Source organism: Paraburkholderia sp., assembly GCF_035656215.1.
In the GTDB taxonomy this organism is placed as follows: domain Bacteria; phylum Pseudomonadota; class Gammaproteobacteria; order Burkholderiales; family Burkholderiaceae; genus Paraburkholderia.
The window spans coordinates 1-19067 of record NZ_DASRSY010000125.1; the positions used below are offsets into that span (position 1 = coordinate 1).

Sequence of the window (19067 nt, forward strand, 5' to 3'; positions counted from 1 at the left end):
GATGTCAACATTGGGGCGAACGGCGAGTTCCGCACAGAGTCCCGATTGACTGTTTCCTGCACTGGCACGCACCCGGACAAGACTCACTGCCATGCGGTTTCCGGCGCCTTCTTCGCGATTACGCTAGTTGACACGCGCAGAATCCGGGCGATAGCATGCCTCCTAATGTATTGATACATGATAATACATCACTAGGACCACTTGTCTGGCGGGGCGGCAGCATCCATGGCATCCCGCTCGAAAGCCGGCTATAGCGGGCCGGTTGCCGCGCGCATCCGCCGCCCATAGTTGCCGATGACGCAAATGCGCCTGTGCTCGCCGTTCACGACGAAAGACAAATATGAGGAGACACCGGTATGACCACCATCCATATCGTTGCGCTTGTCCTGCTGGTCGTCATTTTCGTAGTCAGCCTATGGCGTGGCATCAACCTCGGACTGGTGGCCATTCCCGCGACTTTCCTGCTGGTGGAGATCGCCGGCGTGCCGCAAAAGCGGGTATTTGCCGCCTTCCCGACGGATCTGGTCTTGCTGATTCTTGGCGTGATGTACCTATGGAATCTCGTGCGCGATAGCGGTCTCGCGGAACTCATCGTGCACCGTGCCGTCGCGCTCGCGCGCGGGCGTCCCTGGCTGTTGCCGTGGACCACCTGCACTCTCACTGCATTGATCTGCGCACTCGGTGCGCTGCCGATCGCCGCGCTGGTCATCACGTTACCGGTCGCATTGGAGATTGCGCGGCGCGAAAATATCCGTCCCGCGTTAATGGGCATCGTGACCATACAGGGAGGCTGCATCGGCGGACTGTCACCGTTCAATCCATGGGCCAAAGTGGTCATCGCGCAAGCGGCCAAAGGCGGCGTGACGCTGCTCCCCACGGAATTCTTTTTCTGCCAGTTCGCGATCAATCTCGCCTTCGCGCTACTGGCCTTCTTCGCATTCGGCGGTTCGGAACTGATCGCACGCCCCAAGCCGCGCGATGCGGCAGCACAGACGGTCCTCGCGGCGCCCTCCTCCCGATCGATGCTCACGTGGCAGCAATGGACCGCGCTTGCCGCGCTACTCGGCTTTATCGCGCTCGTATTGACCCGGCACGACGTCGGCTTGAGCGCGTTCTCGATGGGCATCCTGCTCAATATCGCGGTGAGGGCCGACACCCGCAAGGTCGTTGCCGATCTGCCGTGGAGCATGGTCATCATGATCTCGGGGATTTTGATTTATATCGGCATGCTCGAAACAGTCGGAGTATTGCAGGCAACCGGCGAACTCCTGCAAAGCATGGAGCAACAGTCGCTGGTGCGCGTGGGAATGACTTACCTCGGCACGCTCATGGCGAACTTCGAGGCGTCGTCGGTGGTGGTGCTCGGGCTCGTGATTCCGGTGGTAACGCGCTCGCTCGCTCATGAGCCCTCGGCGTTGCTGGCGTCGATCCAACTGGCGCTGTCGGCTAGCAGCATCGTCGTAATCACGGCCAGCCCGTTTCATCTGGGTGGCGGCCTCGTGCTCGCGGAGCTGCATGGCGACGACAAGACGTTCAAGGATCTGTTGAAGTGGACCGTCGCGCTGACATTATTCCTTCCGCTGGGCGCGCTTCTGATCCGCTGAGTTGCGCGTTAGTTGTGGATGAGCTCCGGATGAAAAACCAGACTCGATTGGGTTAACCCTCATCAGCCGCCCGTTGCGTAAACCGCCTTGCAAGCGTATTGTGCTATAGAACTATATAGGTCTATCGTTTCTTCCGAACAAGGTTCCTTTCCGATGCAGTCAGCAGCCGCCAGCCCCGACATTTTCGCCGCGCTCACGCGTCCCGACCGCAGCGGCGCGCCGAAGTACATGCGCCTGTCCAGCGTGCTGATGCAAGCCATCACCGACGGCCACTGGAAAGCCGGCGACAGGCTCCCCACCGAGGAAGAACTCGCGGTCATGACCCCCTTCAGCCTCGGCACCGTGCAGCGCGCGTTGCGCACGCTGGTGGATCAAGGCGTGGTGGTGCGGCATCACGGGCTGGGCAGCTTCGTCGCCGAAAACGACCTGCGTATGGAAGACCCGTGGCACTGCCGCTTTCTCGACACCGACGGTGTGAGCTTTCTGCCTGTCTATTCGAAAGTGCTGAGCCGCGAACGCGTCAAGACACGCGGCGCGTGCAGCCGCTATTTCCCCGACGCGGGCGACAACCTCACGCTGATCACGCGCGTCCTCAACGTGAATGGCGAATTCGACGTGCTCGTGCGCTTCTACATGGATAGCCGCATTCTGCCGCGCCTGTCCAGGGCACCGTTGCGCTCGCTCGATGGGCTGAACTTCAAGACGGTTATCGTCGGCGAATTGAACGTGCCGATCACCCGCATCACACATGACGTGAGCGTCGTCAAATTCGACGCAGCCACGGCCGAGGTCATCGGCACGCGCAAGGGCGAAGCCGGTCTTTTCATGCAGGCCGCGGCGCTGATGGGCGAAACCGCGTGCGTGTACTACCAGGAGTTTTCCATTCCGACTACCGATCGCGTACTCAGCATCCCCGATCAGTTGCCGAGAATGGGCCATTCATCGCGCTAGCCATTCGCCGGGGCGGGACGTCGTCTCAAAAAATTTTACCTGGTGAAAACTATAGTCCTACATAGTTGGAGGAACAATGAAAGATTCCCAGAACCTGCTCATCATCATGTCCGACGAGCACAACCCCAAGATGCTCGGCTGCGCGGGCAACGGCATCGTTGAGACTCCGAATCTCGACGCCCTCGCCGCCCGCGGCACGCGCTTCAGCTCCGCGTACTGCGCGAGCCCTGTGTGCATTCCGGCGCGCGCGTCTTTCGCGGTCGGCAAGTACATTCATCAGATCGGCTATGCGGACAACGCCGACGCCTACGACGGCGACGTGCCGAGCTGGCATCACAAGCTGCGCGAGCGCGGACATAACGTGACGTCGATCGGCAAGCTGCATTTCAAGCTGACGGGCGAGGACCACGGCTTTACCGAAGAAATCATCCCGATGCACATCATCCAGGGCAAGGGCGATCTGATGGGCCTCGTGCGCAGCGATCTGCCGGTGCGCAAGGGCGCGTACAAGATGGCGAACATGGCCGGTCCCGGCGAAAGCCAGTACACATTCTACGACCGCGAAATCGCCTCGCGCGCCCAGGTGTGGCTGCGCGAAGCGGCGCAGAAGCACGCGGACAAACCTTGGGTCCTGTTCGTCTCATTCGTCGCGCCGCACTTCCCGCTCACCGCACCGCCGCAGCATTTCTACAAGTACTACGACCGCAATCTGCCGCTGCCGAAGCTCTATCGCAAGGAGGAGCGGCCGACGCATCCGTATCTTGTCGACTATCGCGACAGCTTCAACTACGACGACTACTTCGACGAGCACAAGCTCAAGAAGGCCCTGGCGGGCTATTACGGGCTGTGTTCGTTCCTCGACGAAAACATCGGCCTCGTGCTGAAGGCGCTAGAGGATGCCGGCCTCACCGACAGCACGCGCGTGATGTACACGAGCGATCACGGCGACAACCTCGGCTCGCGTGGCATGTGGGGCAAATCGACGATGTTCGAAGAAGCGTCTGGCGTACCAATGATTGTGGCGGGGCCGGGCATCGAATCTGGCAAGGTGGTCGATACGCCCGTGAGTCACGTCGATGCCTATCCGTTCATCCTCCGCTCGGTCGGCGAAACCGATCCCGCACTGATCGACGGTTTCCCTGGCGTGTCGCTGGAGGACATCGCCGACGGCGCGAAGCCTGATCGCAACGTGCTGACGGAATATCATGGCATGGGCTCGGCGACCGGCGCGTTCATGATCCGGCACAGGCAGTACAAATACGTGTACTACGTGGATTACCCGCCGCAACTGTTCGATCTTGGCACCGACCCGGAAGAACTGGAGGACCGCGCCACCGATCCGCAGTATGCAGGCGTGCTGCGCGAATGCCACGAGCGGCTGCTTCGGATCTGCGATCCGCACGACGTGGACCGCATGGTGCGCGAGCGTCAATCGGAATTGCTGGCGGCCAATGGCGGACGCGAAGCCGTGATCGCGCGTGGCGACCTGGGCTTCAGCCCGCCGCCGGGCGCGCCGGTCATCTTCGACTGAACGCAGCGGCACACGCAACACGCCGCGCGAACGAGAGCGTCGTCAAGAGCGCATGCCGTTCGCGCAGTGGGTTAGTCCATAGCGGGAGACATTGAAGTCCGGGTATGCGCGGCTCATCGAGACAACATGCCGGCAAGGCAGGCGCGTCCGGTACTCAAAAGTGAGGAACGTATGAACGTTTCGAATCAGAAATTTCAGTTCGCATCCATCCTGTTCGTATGCTGGTTCGCGAGCTACCTGGAGCGCTTTTTGATCAACCTGGCGCTGCCCTTCATAGGCGCCGAGTTCAAGATCGACGAATCCGGGCTCGGGCTGCTGCTGAGCGTGTTTTTCCTGGGCTACGCGCTGATCCAGTTGCCCGGCGGCTGGATCGCCGACAGGATCGGCACGCGCAAGACCGTCCTGTTCTCCATCGCGATGTTTGCTATCTTCACCGCCGCAAGCGGACTGGCGTGGTCGCTCGCGGCGATGTTCGTGATCCGCTTTCTGTTCGGCATCTTTGAAGGGTGCTTTCCGACCGCCGCATACAAGGCAGTCGCCGAAGGCTATGCGAAGAACGAGCGAGCGCGCGTCCAGTCGTTCATGCTCGCAACGAATCCACTGAGCCTCGTCGTCGCGCCGCTACTTGCGGTGCCGTTGATCGCGCATACGGGCTGGCGTGGGATGTTCGTCGGCGCGTCGGCGATTGGTCTTGTTGCGTTCGCGCTGTACTTCTTCGGCACGCGCAAGTCGCATCCGGCGCCGAGCAATCAGTCGCCGGCGGGCGGTGGCTACGTATCGCCACGCGGCTTTGGCGAACTCATTCGGGACAGCAACATCTGGAAGATCTCGGTAATTAACTTCGGGGTCAACATTCTCATCTGGGGTTTTCTGTCCTGGCTCCCATCTTACTTGATGAAGGTGCAGAAGCTCGATCTCGTGCATGCCGGATTCGTTTCCGCGCTGCCGGGTATCGCGGGCATCGTCGGTATGCTGGCGGGCGGCTGGCTCGCCGACAAGGCCTTCGCCGGGCGCGAGAAGTATCTGCTGCTCGCAAGCGTAGTGCTGGCCGGAATCAGTCTGTTCGTCATGCTGAACGTGCGGGACCTGCCGGTCGTCATTGCGTGTCAGTTGGTGCTCGCCTTCAGCATGAAGATATCGTTCATCGCACTGTGGGCGCTGCCGCTCAAACTGATCGACGCGAAAGACATGGGCATGGCCGCAGGCATCGTCAATCTCGGGAGTCAACTGGCGGGCGTCGCATCGCCAGCGGTGATGGGGTTTCTCATCGTCGCGCGTCATGGCTCCTATGACGGCGCGTTCGGGTTCCTCGCCGCGTGCACGGTGCTGTGCGCGATCGTTACCATGACGCTGCCGGAAAACAAACCCGCTTCCCTGCGATGCAAGCCCGAACTTTCGGCGGAAAAGCGTTGAACAAGCCGTTGATGTTTAGCGCGTACCCTCGTCTACAGCGCACATGACGAGGAGCACAACGATGCGATCGTTCTGAAGGAAATGCTGGAAGAAACGAGGAACCCGCAAGATGACCAGGACATTGAGGATTGGCGAGCACGTGAGCTGGAATTCCGAGGCAGGTCGGGTGTCGGGGACGATCATTGCCATTCGCACCACGGACTTCGACTACAAGGGGCACGTGCATCACGCTTCTGAAGACGATCCCGATGTTAATTGACTATCGTCTATCTGGCTCGTATCCGGGCTGTCATTTTTCGCCGCCGGTAGCGTTCATGCGTGCATGAACGCGCGCGTTACACTGAACGTGTGTGCAAGCGTCAAATCCACCCCGAACTCGCGAGCTTCTTCGTTTAGTCCAACTTTGCGTCAAACAGCGCACGGAATTTCTCCGGTGACGTCAGTACGGCCGGGTCGAGATAGCGTCTTGCATCGGCTACGCTCATGATCCCGCTTTCCACCACGACGGCCTCGATGGTCTTGTCTTCAGCTGCGGCACGCTGTGCGACGGCACTGGCCCGCTCGTAGTCGAATAAGGTGGCCAGCACCGTTGAAAGCGCGAGCGAACGCTCCGCATCGCGAGCGCAACGTTGGGCATCGGCGCGAATGCCGCGAACACATTTCGCGCCAAGCAATGGCAACGCAGCCGTGAGAAGTGTGGCAGATTCACTGATGCAGTTGAGGATCAGCGACTCCCACACATTGAGATCGAGTTCACCCTCGCATGCGCGCGCTACAGCGGCATCGTTGCCGAGCACACGAAAGTAGATCTGCATCACCATTTCCGGGATGACCGGATTGATCTTGCCGGGCATGATTGAAGATCCCGGCTGGACCGCCGGTAACGTGATCTCTGCAAGTCCCGCGCGCGGTCCAGAGGACATCAGGCGCAGATCCGCGCAGAACTTGTTCAGCAGCAACCCGACTGCCTTAAGTGCCCCCGAGACTGACAACCAGATATCCGCATTTTGCAGCCCGTCGAAGAAATTCGGCTCTGGAGCGTAACTAACTCCGGTAATCGAACCCAGTGCACGGTATACCGCGCTTTTGTATCCGGGGAACGTGCCGAATTCGGTACCCACGGCGGTCGCCGCGAGCGGCAGCAATACGCACGTTTCGCGCACACGCGCGAGTTCACCCACCTGACGTTGAAGCCCTTCGCGATAGCCGCTGAATTGCTGACCGAGGGTAATGGGCAATGCATCCTGCAAGCAGGTCCGGCTGAGTTTAACTACTGTCGCAAACTCTTGCTCCTTCACGGCGAGCAGCGCGATAAACTCCGTGAGCGCAAGCTCCAGACTGGCGAGCAGTCCATACGCGGTCATCTTCATCGCCGCGGGTATGACGTCGTTCGTCGACTGCCCCATATTGACGTGGGTGTTGGGGTGAACGGTGTCGCTACCTTTCTTTCCCGTCAGGATTTCGTTCGCGCGTATCCCGATTACTTCGTTCAGGTTCATGTTGGCGGACGTTCCACCACCGCCATGATAGATATCGACGGGAAAAGCTTCGGCCTTCTGATGGGCGATGATCTCGTCAGCCGCTGCGACAATGGCCCGAGCCATCTCTACTGGCAGCACACCGATTTGCCGGTTGGCGATCGCTGCAGCTTTCTTGATCTGCGCGATGCTGCTGACGAAGCCAGGAATGTCGGCGATCGTCGTGCGCGAGACGGGGAAGTTTTCCCGGGCACGCGCGGTTTGAATGCCATAATCGAGTGTGTCGAAAAGGGTCAGCGTACCGAGTGCATCGTGTTCTTCGCGTGTAGCGCTCATGAGTCTGGTATCCATTGTGTCGTCCTACGAGAGGCTGTCGAAAGGTCCGACGCCGGCGAGTGGGCGTTCAGAAGGGGGTCCGCCGTAAAAGCGTGAATCGGGTTCACTGAAATGCCCCCTCCGCATTACTCAGCCACCGGCTCCTGGCCGGCCTTGATGATCTGCGCCATGACCGCGATTTCGTCGAAGATCCGCACTTCACGGATGATCTTGCCATTGCGGATCTCGAAGTGCGACGAACCAAGGATGTTCACCGGTGCGTTGTTGGTCGGCCCATACACGGGGGATCCGCAATACGTACCGCGCAACAGCCAGACCGTACCGATACGCAGGCCAAGGTCGGTCGACTCGTGTACAGCGAAGTCACGTATTTCCACCTGAGCGTCGGGTACCGCGGCTAGCAGGCTCATCAACTCCATCTGATAAGGCACAATGCCCATCACCCGCCGCAGCCGCACCGTCTGGCAGACGATTGTGTCGCTGAAATAGCGCGGTACCATGTCGAAGAAACGGCCGTTCCAGACATTCCTGAACATCTCCGCGACCATCTCGCATTCGGCCACATAGCGGTTCGGCCGCACCCCCGAAATGCCTGCCTTGACGGGATTTTCGATGCGACCGGCAAAAGGCGCCGCCTGGGCGCCCGTGTCGATGGCCGTGCCCAGAACAGGTGAATGTGCGGCAAGTTGCGCGGCGACCTTGAATGGATCGAGACCGAGGTGCTCAAGTACCGCGTACTCGTCGCGAATGACCCATTCCTCGACCACCTTGTTGTCCTGCACGACACAGTGCGCCATCCCGCGGTTCACCCAATCCTTGCCCGTCGGCGGTCCATACGTCCAGTGACCAAGATGAGTCGCGTTATTGAACACCCGATGTGCGCTGACAAAACCGTTCGGGCCGCGCTGTTCCCAGATCACGTCATCGTGACCGCCCCCGCGATTTGGAAACGCCACCATCTTCTGCAGCGAATTCTTCATCACATCTTCGAACCCGTAGGTCTCACCGTAGCACGTATGAACCTTCACGTCAGGCGCATAGTGATCCTTCAGATGCCCGAGGCCGCGCGTGATCCAGATCCTGTCAGTCCAGCTGGTAATGTATTCGCGCGGATCGCGGTACGGCGCATAGGCGGCGGGATCGATGTCAGTCAGTTGTTCGTTCATTTAAACACTCCTTCAGAAAAACGGTTAGATGTGACGCTGTATGTCGCCGCCCTGCCGCGCAGGACGCGACCGAAATGACCACGACGCAATCACACACGGGGCTTGATGGGTCGAAAGCGTGTCACAGATCCCAAGGCGGTGTCTTTCCAACGTGGACGCGGCGCTCGGCCAGAATTGAAGTTGCAGAAACCCACCGACGTTTTCGCTGCCTTCAGGTCTGCAGGCGACTCTCCATGGCTGGCTGCAATCGTGTTCCGGGGTTAGGTCGTACCTCCTCGTCAACTGTCGAACGCCGTTTCCTTCAGAAAAAAATCATGGTGCGCAACGGTCCGCACCCGTTACGAAAATTCCATAGCGGCGCCCGGTTTGCTCAGTAAATCTCGAAGGCGCGGCGCAAGGCGGCGGTGTCCATGCCGTGCGCGAGCCCAAGCATCAGCAGGATGCGCGCCTTCTGGGGGTTCAACGTATCCGCCGCAATCGTGTCATAGCATTTATCGTCGGCACACTCACTGACCGCACCGGCCGCCACCCGGCTCGAGCGGACAACCGCGACGCCGCGCTCGCGCGCCAACAGCGCCCCGGCTTTCGCCGCTTCCGACAGGCTGCCGTTGCCGGTCGCAGCGAAAACGATGCCGCGCGCTCCGGCTTCAATGGCCGCGCTGAAGAAATGCGTACCGGCATTCTGATAGCCGTAGACGATGTCGACCTGCGGCAACGTCTGGACGGCCGCGAGATCGAAGAGCGTGTCACGCGTATGCTTGCGCAGCGGGAACGCCGCGAAACGAACCCTGCCGCCACTGAGCGCGCCGAGGTCGGCTGAATCCAGGCCCCTGAAGGCATCGGTGGCACTGGTGTGCGTTTTCGTCACATCGCGCGCCGACACCACACGCTCGTCGAGTACGACGAGGACGCCCATACCGGGTGCGTCCTCGCTGATCGTTACGCGAACCGCGTTATACAGGTTGAGCGGACCGTCTGCACTCAAGGCCGATGAAGGACGCATGGCGCCCGTGACGACCACAGGTTTCCCGCTCTTGACGACGAGATGCAGGAAATAGGCGGTCTCTTCAAGCGTATCGGTGCCGTGCGTGATGACAACGCCATCCACTGCCGGATCGGCGAGATGCCTATTCACCCGGCTCGCCAGGCGCAGCAAGACTGCGTTGTCGACCTCGTGGCTCGCCACATTCGCCACCTGCTCACTGCTGACGTTCGCGATCTCCCTGAGTTGCGGCACCTGCTCCAGAACCGTGTCGAGCGTGCCTGTCAGCTTGTAGTCGTGCGTCTGCGTGGCGCTCGCGGCCGACGCGGCGATCGTGCCGCCGACGCCGAGTATCACAATCCGGCGCGGAGTGTTCGGGGTCCTGTTCGAGCTTGTCATCGAGCCTGCTTCCTTACTGGGTTCAAAGCTGAATAGCTTTTTGACGCAGCCGTAACTGACGCACCATTCCGGCTACTTTCTGCCTTGCGCGTGCCGATTACAGCAAGAGTCGCGAAAGTCCTTACGGTGACTGCCAGCGTAATCCAGCGTGCCCAGGTTCCCGAACCAGAGCGCGCCCTCATCGGGCTGTGCAATCAAGTCCTTTGCATCTGACGAAACCCGATGACCCGGGTCTGTCATCCGCCCCTCACTGGGTACTCTCCAGCGCGAAACGACGTTCAGAATCCGAACCTGAGCCACAAGTGCCGTTCACGCCCCGGCTTTACTCTCGATGTGCGCGAAGATCTGTTTCCAGATCGATACTTCGTCAGTCACCATGTATTCCGTCATGACCTGGTTGCCGGTCATGTTCACGTGACTCATGCCCATCACGTACACAGGCGCGCCGGTCGGTTCGCCAAAATGGCCGAACCCACTATGCGTGCCTGTCAGCGACCATCGGATCGCCACGCGCACGGGTTGCTCGGGGTCGCGGTTGACGCGGGCCGTTTCGATTTTCAGGACAGCGTCGGGAAACGAGGCGAGATAGCCAAGCGCAAACGTGTCGATGTCGCCGTGGCCATAAAGCACATCGCCCCCCGGCGCGTGAAAGGCCGCCCCGTGGAAGTACAGGTCGCGGATGACCGCGGTTTCCTTGTCGTGCCAAAGCCGACGGAAACTTTTGCAGTAGGTGTCAACGGTCGGGTCGTCCTCAATCGCCGCCTTGTAGTGGCCCGGTTTGTCGTGTTCCGGCGCGAAGTAGGAAATGGGTACACCATTGCGGATATCGCGATCCGTCATGTCGCGCGCGAGTGAGCGTGGCTCCATGCCGAGGCATCGGGCAAAGGCGGCCTGATCGCGCACCAGCCACTCCTCGACCACCACCTGGTCACGCACCCAGCAGTCGGCAATGATGCGGCTGCGCACCGTACGGCCTTGCGCCTTGCCCAGGATGCCGTCACCGGTATGCCGCATCACCGAGGTGAGCCGATGCGAGGACAGGAAGGTGCCGTCATCGTGCGGGGTCCAGATCACGTCCTCGCCGACCAGTTGCCGGTCGGGAAACTGGTGCAGCGTCTGCAGGGTCTGCGCGGTCACACCGTCGTTACTGCCGGTGAACCCCGTGGCTGCGCGCAACAGGATGTCCGGCGCGTAATACTTTTGCAGCTTTGCGCCGATACCCCGGTCTTCCCAGATCTCACGCGTAATGCCGTAGATAAAATCCGGTACGTTCTTGTACGAACCAAGATTGATGCTCATGTCAGAACCTCCATCCCGTATCAATGAGTGTTAATGCGAATGCGCCACCTGTTCGCCGGCCCGTGAGCCACACGGCGACGCGCCAACCCGCTGGTTTATCAGGACGAAACCTGTCAGGGTGTCGTCAACGAAGGGCATATCGATTCCTGGACATAACCCGTTTTACGTATCAGAACCGATGCCTTAGGCCGGTTGCCACACCCAATTGCCGGTTACTCGACGACGCCGCAGTAAATGCCAACTGCGCGACTGCCGCGTGAGCTTCAGAATTCGTCCCGCTCGCCGACTGCGCATAGCCGAACAGATAGACGTCGGTACGCTTGGACAGTTGATAGTCCGTTCCGAGGTTGACCTGCCGATAGATTGCACCCGGGGCGCCGTTCACCGGGTTGACACGTGTGTAGATAAATGCGGTACCCGCCGTCAGCGCCGGCGTGAATTGATAGCGATAGTTCAGCTCGAAACTGTTGAGCACGCCTGTGCCCTCGTAGCCGTGCGGATTGGGGCCCGAGGCACTGCCGAGCCCTTTGAACTCCGTGTTGCTGTAGGTGCCGCCGATTGTCGATCCGCCAAACCTGACCGACGCGCCGAGCGCGGCGATCTGCAACGTGCGCGCCGAGGCAAAACCGGAAAAGCTCAGCCCCGACACGTTTGCCCCCACCGTGGTCGACGTCCCGTCAAAGACCGAAGTGTTCGGACTGTTGATATGCGACAGCGTTCCAGCCATGGCGAACGGCCCGGCCACATAAGTTACGCCCACGCCCCACGTACTGTTGGTCGACGGCGAACCCGCCACCCCACCTAGCGAATAGGTCGCGCCCATTCTCAAGCCGCTGAAGTCTGCACTGACGAACTTCAGCGCATTGTTCAGCCGGAAGCTGCCATTGAAGTCGTTATGATCGCCCGGTTGCGTGCCGGGTCCGCCGGACCATGCATATCCTGATTCGAACGGCCCGATGAAATCGGTGGCCAGATCATACTGGCGGCCAAGTGTGAAGTTCCCTACCGGCGCTGCTATGCCAACCCACGACTGCCGTCCAAACAGGCGACCGCCCTGCCCCAGCTTGCCGCTATTTACATTGAAACCATTTTCCAGTGCGAAAATTGTCGCATAGCCGCCGCCCAGATCCTCGCGTCCCTTGAAGCCGAAGCGACTTGCGCTGAGTGTGCCGCTTTGCATCTGATACGCGTGACCGCCGCCCTGATTGCTGGTGTAGAAGAATCCGTCATCGATGATGCCGTAAAGCGTGACGCTGCTCTGTGCGTGCGCGGTCACTACCGCGGCGCAGCAGGTCAACGATAGAAGTACGCGTGTCCCTTTCATTTCCTGTCTCCCTTACGATTGTGGCGATCCCACCCGGTGGCCATCACTGACGCGCAGCCACTACCCGCCGGTTTCCCGGATTTCCGCTACTGCTTCCCGCGAACCAGGTCGCCCAGTCAGGAGGGAGGTCCATTCCCTCCTGACCCCGCATCCCATTCAGCTCGATCAGTTATCCTTAATGCTCGTACGAGTCACACAAACAGTTTCGCAATACGGCACATCACAGATCAATCTGTGTTCCGGCCGCGGGCTCGTTGACCTTTCCGCAGCCGTTACCTTCGGCGCCCTACCACTTCACACCGAATGTGGCGGCAATACGTCGTCTTCGCGCCAGACGCCCCGGCCGTTCGCGCTGTCGAAAAGCGTGAGCGCGACCAGATGCGTCGAATGCGTGTGCACAATGCCGCGCGCCTCGCGATTGCTGTCGTAGATCGCGCGGCAGGGCGAGGGTCTTCGACGGCTTGTCGCCCGACACCCACCTGCCTGCGAGATCGATCCGGTCGATACACGCAGGGTCGAGTCGCCCCAGACACGCGTCGGTCGGCGTAATCAGCCACTCGTCTTCGAGCCGCGCACTGATGTTGCCTGCGGTACCGACCGTGTAGCCGCGGTTATACAGGCTTGCACCGACCACACAGATTTCTTCGCGGATCGCCGTTTCGCTGCCCGCGATGGACTGCCGCGTCATGACACCACTCCGTCAAGATGTTTGAGGGCCTTCGAAAAGAAATCCACGGTGCCGAAGTTGCCTGATTTCAGCGCGAGCGCGATCGGTGTATCGTCGGTACTGACGGTGGCAGGGACGCCGGGGTCGATCTGCGCGCCGATGCGCAACGACTGCACGCCGAGCGCCTGCACGACTGCGCCCGAAGTTTCGCCGCCGGCCACCACAAACTTGCGCACACCGAGCGTGCGCAACTCACGCGCGACGGTGGCAAGCGCCTGTTCCACGAGCTGTCCCGCCTGGGCCACGCCCAGTTCGTGCTGGACCGCCTGCACTTCTTCGGGTGTCGTCGTCGCGTAAATCAGCACGGGCTGCGGCTGCGCGCCGTTGAAATGCCCGTGCGCAAACGCCACGGCCTGTTCCACCAATGCTTCGCCACGCGCGAGGGCGAGCGGATCGATGCGAAAGCTGGGTTTGTCCACGCGCCACGCGGCCACCTGCGCGTTGGTTGCCCTGGATGCGCTACCGGCCAGCACGACCGCCGGCCCGTCGACCCCCGGCAGCCTGCCCGCCTGTTCGGCTTGCGCAAGCAGACCCGCTCGCCGAAAATTGGCAGGCAGACCGAGCGCGACGCCCGAACCGCCCGTAACGAGCGCCAGGTCCGCGCAAGCCTCGCCCAGCGCGTACAGATCCGCATCGCAAGCCGCATCCGCGATGGCGATGCGCACGCGTTCGGCACGCAGCGCATCGAGCGCCGCACGTGCGGCAGCGGGCCCTTTTGTGACGGCCTCGTAGCGGACGAGCCCAACTTTCGAGTGCGTCTGCCGTTGCAGTACGCGTACGAGGTTGGGGTCGGTCATCGGCGTGAGCGGGTGGTTTTGCATGCCCGATTCGTTGAGCAGCACGTCGCCCACGAACAGGTGGCCGTGATACACGGTGCGGCCATTTTCAGGAAAGGCCGGACAGGCAATCGTGAAGTCGCTTCCAGGTAGTTCGTTTAGCGCGTCGAGCAGCGCGTCGGTAACCGGTCCAATGTTGCCGGCGTCGGTTGAATCGAACGTCGAACAGTATTTGAAGAAGAACTGGCGGCAGCCTTGTGCGCGTAACCAGGCGAGCGCGGCAAGCGCTTGCGCTACCGCGTCAGCGGCGTCCATCGTGCGCGACTTCAGCGCGACGACAACCGCGTCGGCGTCTGCGGCGTCGGGCGTGCCCGGCACGCCGATGGTCTGCACCGTGCGCATACCGCCGCGCACTAGCATGTTTGCAAGGTCAGTCGCGCCAGTGAAGTCATCGGCAATGCAGCCGAGCACGGGTCCCGTTTGCTTCCTTGAAACCGTCACAGTGCCTCTCCCGTGGTTGGACCTTCCTGCGTTGTGGCATTAAGCCAGCGTGTCAGCGCAGCGCTGCACACATCGGGCGCTTCGAGCAAAACGAAATGTCCACAGGCAGGTACCGCGTGCAGCGTCGCGTGCGGTATCTCATCTGCCATCTCCAGCTGGCGCTCAACCGGGCAAACGCGGTCGTCCTCGCCGTAGAGAATCAGCACAGGCACGTCGATCGAGCTCAGAAGCGCTCGCGAGTCCGGCCGCCCGCACGCATACTCGACCTGACGCGCGAAGCGCGAAGCAGTCGCCTTCGCCATGGCACTGATCTCGCTAGCCAGCACGTCGCTTCGCCCGCATGCAGGCGACAGATAGTTCGGCAGCAATGCGTCCCGCAACACACGGCCCAGATCGCCTGCCGCGACGCGCGCGGCAAGCTGCCGGCGCGGTGCGTGATTCGCTTCGTTATCGGCACGCGCGTTCGCCGCGATCAACGCGAGCCGTTCGATGCGCTGGGGCGCCTGCCGGTAGAACTCGAACGCGGCAATGCCGCCGAGCGAAAAGCCCGCGAGACTGAAACGCGGCGGCAGCGTCGCGAGCAACGACGCGACCTCTTCCGGAAGCGTTAGCTCGCTGCCCAGCACGCAGACAAAGATTTGTCGCTCGCCGGACAACGCGTCGATTTGTGCGCGCCAGACCCGTTCGTCACACAACGTGCCGGGCAGGAGCACCAACGGGGAGTTGCTGGTCATTCGCTAAACTCAGTAGCCGTTGCCGGCCGCGGCGGCCTTGCCACCACGCGCGGCCAGCAAGCGCGCGGTGCTGGCCGTCGCTAGCGCATTCGCGTCATTGCCGGGCGTGACGAGATGGAAACCTTGCTCCAGCCGGCGACGGGCGGCATCGCCGTCGCTGCAGAACATGCCAGCGAGCAGACCGCGTTCACGGACCGCACCGAGAATGCGTTCGATGGCGTGCTGTACCACTTCGCCCGGCTCGGCCGTCGGGGCCGCTCCCAGACTGAGTGCAAGATCGTTCGGCCCGATGTAGATACCGTCGAGTCCCGGCGTATCAAGGATCGCCTCGAGATTGTCGAGCGCGCTTTGCGACTCGATCATCGCCAGCGCGAGGACCGTGTCGTTCGCATGCGCAAAGTAATCGGCTCCGCCGTAGAGTACCCCACGCGCCGGACCAAACGAGCGCGTGCCGACCCCCGGGTACCGGCACGCGGCGACGAATTCGCGTGCCATCTCGGGCGTGTCGACTGACGGGCAGATCACGCCATAGGCGCCGGCGTCAAGCAGGCGCATGATTTCCGGGCCGTTCAGCGACGGGCAGCGCACCAGCGGTGTGGCCGGCGTGATGCTGATCGCCTGCAGCATGCCAAGAGCGGCGTCAAAGCCGACCATGCCGTGCTGCAGATCGACCGTCACCGAGTCGAAGCCCTGACTCGCGACGATTTCGGCGGCGTAGCTGCTCGGAATGGACAGCCAGGCATTGACGACCGGCTCACCGGCGAGAAACTTCTGTTTTGCAAGATTGGGACGCATGTTCTGACTATCTCGTCGTTCGTACTGCATTCATTCAGATTCATCCAGCGAGCCATCGATCTGCGCTCGCTGTCAGTCGCGCTCACGTTCGCGTGTTCACGCGGACACCAGGTTCAGGGAGTGCTCAGGCGCGCACCGCTCGTGCCGTCGAACCAGAAGATTCTGGACGGCTCGGGTCGCACGCCAATCCGGTCGCCATCCGCGTAACGGACTGCCTTGTCACCCTTGACGACAAAATGCTGACCGCCAAGCTTCAGGGTAATCAGCGTGTTATCACCCAGTAGTTCGAATGCGAAGATGTCCGACGCGAAGGCACCCGGCGTCGCGTCCGAACCGATCACAATGTCTTCCGGGCGCACGCCGAGCGTGAGCGGCCCATTGCGCGGCGGCACAATCGGCAGGACAAGGCCGTCGGGCAGCACGAACTGCTGGCCCCGACCCTCGCCGTGCAGCAGGTTCATCGCTGGGGCACCGATAAAGGCGGCCACGAACGCATTCGCGGGTTCGTTGTAGATGTGCTCGGGCGTATCGATCTGCTGCAGCACACCGTCCTTCATGATGGCCACGCGCGACGCGAGTGTCATTGCTTCAACCTGATCGTGCGTCACATACACCGTGGTCACGGCAAGTTCACGTGCCAGATGCTTCAGTTCGGCGCGCATGGTGCCGCGCAGTTTCGCGTCGAGGTTCGACAACGGCTCGTCCATCAGGAACACGCGCGGGCGTCGCACGATCGAGCGCGCCAGTGCCACGCGCTGGCGCTGCCCGCCCGATAATGCGGCGGGACGGCGCGCGAGCAGGTGTCCGAGCTCAACCCGGTCCGCCGCGCGTTTGACCTCGCGATCACGCTGCTCGCGCGCGACGCCGCGCAGCTTCAGCGGATACGCGATGTTGTCGTACACGCTCATATGCGGATACAGGCCGTAGTTCTGAAACACCATCGAGACATCGCGCTGGCGGGGCGGCACGCCGTTCATGCGTTCAGCATCGAACAGCAGCTCGCCGTCAGTCGGGTCCTCAAGGCCTGCAATCATCCGCATGGTGGTGGTCTTGCCGCAGCCCGACGGGCCGAGCAGCACCAGGAACTCGCCTTCGGCGACCGCCAGGTCGAGGTTTTTTACGGCCTGGAAACCACCCCAGGTCTTGTTGATGCGGTTCAATGTGACGGTAGTCATGAGCTTCGCCTTGGTCAGGGTTGGGCGTCGGGAGTCAGAGGCAGTGTGCGATGCGCGCCCATCAGCGCACTGCGCCGGCCGTCGTGCCGCGGATCAGATAGCGCTGCATGTACGATGCAAACAGGAACATCGGCACCATGATCAGGATCCCGGTCGCGGACAGCAGTTGCCACAGGTCGCCTTCTTCCCGGTTGAACATACCCATGGCCACCGGCAGTGTGACGGCGTCTTCGGAGGTGAGGATCACGGCGATAATGAAGTCGTTCCACGACAGGATGAAGCAGAAGATGCCGGCGGTCACGATGCCTGGAAACGCGATCGGCATGATCATCTGATAGAGCACCTGCAGGCGCGTCGCACCGTCGATTCGCGCCGATTCCTCGATGTCGATCGGAATCTGGTCGATGAAGCCCTTGATCATCCAGATTGCGAACGGCATCACCATCGCCGTCTGCACGACAATCAACGCAGTGCGCGTGTCGTACAGACCCAGGTTCCGAAACATCAGGAAAAACGGCAGGACGATCACGACCGGAGGCAGGAATTGCGTGGCGAGCACGGCCACCATCAGCGACTTGTGCGCGAACAGCCGGAAGCGCGAGAACGAGTAAGCAGCAGCCGTCGCGATCGGCAGGGTAATCGCCACGGTTGACAGCGACACGATCAGCGAGTTGACCAGCTTGTCCTGCACGCGAAACGGCTCACGCATGATTTCGACGAAGTTGCCCAGCGTCGGTTTGAACGTGACACGCAACTGGTAGATATCGACGTAATGCTTGAATGCTGCCGACAGGATCCACAGTAGCGGCAACAGGATAATGAGCGCGAGCAACGCAAGCGCCACGGCGCGGCCGAGCATCGCGAGCCGCACCCGCAGCGCGCTGGGTGCGCGATAGACCGACGCCGGTCGGGAGTGGGTCGAGGTAGACGACAACCTCTCTTGCAGTGGTTTGGCGGTCATGGACGGTCCTTATTTGCCACGCTGGGTAAGTCGTACGTACAGCACGGTCAGCAGCATCATCGGGATCACGAGCAGCCAGCCGAGCGCGGACGCGTAACCCATGTTCAGGTACTTGAAACCCTGGAAATAGATGAAGTGGGTCAGCGTCTGCGTAGCCTGTCCCGGGCCGCCGTTGGTGATCATCACGATCTGGTCGAACACCTTGAGCGCGAAGATCGCCTTCAGTACCAGCGCAACGGCCAGTACCGGGACCAGTTGCGGCAGGGTGATCGAAAGGAACACCCGCAGCGGACTGGCACCGTCGATCTCGGCCGCTTCCTGGGTTTCCTTTGGCACCGACGCAAGCGCACCGATGAAGATCAGCGCGAAGTACGGCGTCCAGTGCCACACGTCGCTCGATAGCACCAGCCAGAAAGCCGCCGTCGGATTGCCGAGCAGGTCGAAGTCGTGCAGATGGAGCGCGCGGCTGATCGCACCCGCGAGGCCGAAATCGGCATTCGCCATAAAACGCCACAATGCGCCGATGAGGGCCGGGCTCATCGCGAATGGCAGGATCAGCATTGAGCGGAGCGCGGCGCGCACGATGCCCCCGCGAAACAGCAACACCGCAATCGCGAGCGCGAACCCGACGGTCAGCAGGGTGGACGCCGCCGTAAACCTGGCCGTCACCCACGCCGAGTTCCACATAGACGGGTCGGTCACGGCGCGCGTGTAGTTCTCGAACAGATAGCCGATCTGGGACCAGCCGTCCGACGGCACCCAGAGCGATTTAGATTCGTTCGCGCGACCGAGATTCCAGTTCCGGAAGCTCAGATAAAAGGTGGTGACAAGCGGGTAAAGGGCTGTGCCAAGGACGATCAGAATCCCCGGCGTCACCATTCCATATTTGGCAAGGCGTTCAGACATGAACCATTC

16 protein-coding genes and 1 pseudogene are annotated in these 19067 nt (G+C 61.4%); 5 read left to right on the forward strand and 12 right to left on the reverse strand.

The features are described from left to right. Positions 1 to 356 precede the first annotated feature (356 nt). The 5 genes and pseudogenes from VFE81_RS07175 to VFE81_RS07195 all read left to right on the forward strand — a co-directional run. Positions 357 to 1604, forward strand: coding sequence for an SLC13 family permease (locus VFE81_RS07175; RefSeq protein WP_325043931.1), 1248 nt, complete (start codon positions 357 to 359; stop codon positions 1602 to 1604). Between the two features lie 153 nt (positions 1605 to 1757). Then, the gene (locus VFE81_RS07180) at positions 1758 to 2555 is read left to right on the forward strand and encodes a GntR family transcriptional regulator (protein ID WP_325043932.1); all 798 of its coding nucleotides are present in this window, start codon (positions 1758 to 1760) and stop codon (positions 2553 to 2555) included. A 76-nt stretch (positions 2556 to 2631) separates the two neighbouring features. Continuing rightward, positions 2632 to 4086: a sulfatase-like hydrolase/transferase gene (locus VFE81_RS07185; RefSeq protein WP_325043933.1), complete on the forward strand. Its 1455-nt coding sequence runs from the start codon at positions 2632 to 2634 to the stop codon at positions 4084 to 4086. A 171-nt stretch (positions 4087 to 4257) separates the two neighbouring features. Continuing rightward, the gene (locus VFE81_RS07190) at positions 4258 to 5499 is read left to right on the forward strand and encodes an MFS transporter (RefSeq protein ID WP_325043934.1); all 1242 of its coding nucleotides are present in this window, start codon (positions 4258 to 4260) and stop codon (positions 5497 to 5499) included. A gap of 109 nt (positions 5500 to 5608) precedes the next feature. Then, a pseudogene (locus VFE81_RS07195) lies at positions 5609 to 5746 on the forward strand (DUF2945 domain-containing protein); the annotation flags it as partial. A gap of 145 nt (positions 5747 to 5891) precedes the next feature. On the opposite strand, the gene VFE81_RS07200 reads toward VFE81_RS07195, so the two are convergent. From VFE81_RS07200 to VFE81_RS07255, 12 genes are all read right to left on the reverse strand, one after another. Beyond that, entirely contained in the window at positions 5892 to 7328 is a 1437-nt protein-coding gene (locus VFE81_RS07200; protein ID WP_325043935.1) for an aspartate ammonia-lyase, read from the reverse strand. 110 nt (positions 7329 to 7438) lie between these two features. Next, positions 7439 to 8479: an ester cyclase gene (locus tag VFE81_RS07205; RefSeq protein ID WP_325043936.1), complete on the reverse strand. Its 1041-nt coding sequence runs from the start codon at positions 8477 to 8479 to the stop codon at positions 7439 to 7441. Positions 8480 to 8849: 370 nt separating this feature from the next. Beyond that, positions 8850 to 9860, reverse strand: coding sequence for an asparaginase (locus tag VFE81_RS07210; RefSeq protein ID WP_325043937.1), 1011 nt, complete (start codon positions 9858 to 9860; stop codon positions 8850 to 8852). A gap of 309 nt (positions 9861 to 10169) precedes the next feature. Beyond that, positions 10170 to 11159 carry an ester cyclase gene (locus VFE81_RS07215; RefSeq protein WP_325043938.1) on the reverse strand — a complete coding sequence of 330 codons (990 nt, stop codon included), beginning with the start codon at positions 11157 to 11159 and terminating at the stop codon, positions 10170 to 10172. Positions 11160 to 11328: 169 nt separating this feature from the next. After that, positions 11329 to 12483 carry a porin gene (locus tag VFE81_RS07220; RefSeq protein ID WP_325043939.1) on the reverse strand — a complete coding sequence of 385 codons (1155 nt, stop codon included), beginning with the start codon at positions 12481 to 12483 and terminating at the stop codon, positions 11329 to 11331. A gap of 286 nt (positions 12484 to 12769) precedes the next feature. Continuing rightward, the gene (locus VFE81_RS07225; protein WP_325043940.1) at positions 12770 to 13171 is read right to left on the reverse strand and encodes a class II aldolase/adducin family protein; all 402 of its coding nucleotides are present in this window, start codon (positions 13169 to 13171) and stop codon (positions 12770 to 12772) included. Further along, positions 13168 to 14487, reverse strand: coding sequence for a 3-oxo-tetronate kinase (otnK, locus tag VFE81_RS07230; protein WP_325043941.1), 1320 nt, complete (start codon positions 14485 to 14487; stop codon positions 13168 to 13170). The genes VFE81_RS07225 and otnK overlap by 4 nt, the downstream gene beginning before the upstream one ends. Beyond that, entirely contained in the window at positions 14484 to 15221 is a 738-nt protein-coding gene (locus tag VFE81_RS07235; protein ID WP_325043942.1) for an alpha/beta hydrolase, read from the reverse strand. Before VFE81_RS07235 ends, otnK begins: the two co-directional genes overlap by 4 nt. A 9-nt stretch (positions 15222 to 15230) precedes the next feature. Then, complete coding sequence (locus tag VFE81_RS07240) at positions 15231 to 16016, reverse strand: HpcH/HpaI aldolase family protein (protein ID WP_325043943.1); 786 nt, start codon at positions 16014 to 16016, stop codon at positions 15231 to 15233. Positions 16017 to 16129: 113 nt separating this feature from the next. Further along, a complete protein-coding gene (locus tag VFE81_RS07245; protein WP_325043944.1) occupies positions 16130 to 17191 on the reverse strand; it encodes an ABC transporter ATP-binding protein in 1062 nt (353 codons plus the stop codon). A gap of 61 nt (positions 17192 to 17252) precedes the next feature. Then, entirely contained in the window at positions 17253 to 18152 is a 900-nt protein-coding gene (locus VFE81_RS07250) for a carbohydrate ABC transporter permease (RefSeq protein ID WP_325043945.1), read from the reverse strand. A 9-nt stretch (positions 18153 to 18161) separates the two neighbouring features. Beyond that, complete coding sequence (locus VFE81_RS07255) at positions 18162 to 19058, reverse strand: sugar ABC transporter permease (protein ID WP_325043946.1); 897 nt, start codon at positions 19056 to 19058, stop codon at positions 18162 to 18164. Positions 19059 to 19067: the final 9 nt, after the last annotated feature.

Coding starts and splice junctions, on each gene's coding strand:
- VFE81_RS07175 (WP_325043931.1), top strand. CDS start 357: ATGACCACCATCCATATCGTTGCGCTTGTCCTGCTGGTCGTCATTTTC.
- VFE81_RS07180 (WP_325043932.1), top strand. CDS start 1,758: ATGCAGTCAGCAGCCGCCAGCCCCGACATTTTCGCCGCGCTCACGCGT.
- VFE81_RS07185 (WP_325043933.1), top strand. CDS start 2,632: ATGAAAGATTCCCAGAACCTGCTCATCATCATGTCCGACGAGCACAAC.
- VFE81_RS07190 (WP_325043934.1), top strand. CDS start 4,258: ATGAACGTTTCGAATCAGAAATTTCAGTTCGCATCCATCCTGTTCGTA.
- VFE81_RS07200 (WP_325043935.1), bottom strand. CDS start 7,328: ATGGATACCAGACTCATGAGCGCTACACGCGAAGAACACGATGCACTC.
- VFE81_RS07205 (WP_325043936.1), bottom strand. CDS start 8,479: ATGAACGAACAACTGACTGACATCGATCCCGCCGCCTATGCGCCGTAC.
- VFE81_RS07210 (WP_325043937.1), bottom strand. CDS start 9,860: ATGACAAGCTCGAACAGGACCCCGAACACTCCGCGCCGGATTGTGATA.
- VFE81_RS07215 (WP_325043938.1), bottom strand. CDS start 11,159: ATGAGCATCAATCTTGGTTCGTACAAGAACGTACCGGATTTTATCTAC.
- VFE81_RS07220 (WP_325043939.1), bottom strand. CDS start 12,483: ATGAAAGGGACACGCGTACTTCTATCGTTGACCTGCTGCGCCGCGGTA.
- VFE81_RS07225 (WP_325043940.1), bottom strand. CDS start 13,171: ATGACGCGGCAGTCCATCGCGGGCAGCGAAACGGCGATCCGCGAAGAA.
- VFE81_RS07235 (WP_325043942.1), bottom strand. CDS start 15,221: ATGACCAGCAACTCCCCGTTGGTGCTCCTGCCCGGCACGTTGTGTGAC.
- VFE81_RS07240 (WP_325043943.1), bottom strand. CDS start 16,016: ATGCGTCCCAATCTTGCAAAACAGAAGTTTCTCGCCGGTGAGCCGGTC.
- VFE81_RS07245 (WP_325043944.1), bottom strand. CDS start 17,191: ATGACTACCGTCACATTGAACCGCATCAACAAGACCTGGGGTGGTTTC.
- VFE81_RS07250 (WP_325043945.1), bottom strand. CDS start 18,152: ATGACCGCCAAACCACTGCAAGAGAGGTTGTCGTCTACCTCGACCCAC.
- VFE81_RS07255 (WP_325043946.1), bottom strand. CDS start 19,058: ATGTCTGAACGCCTTGCCAAATATGGAATGGTGACGCCGGGGATTCTG.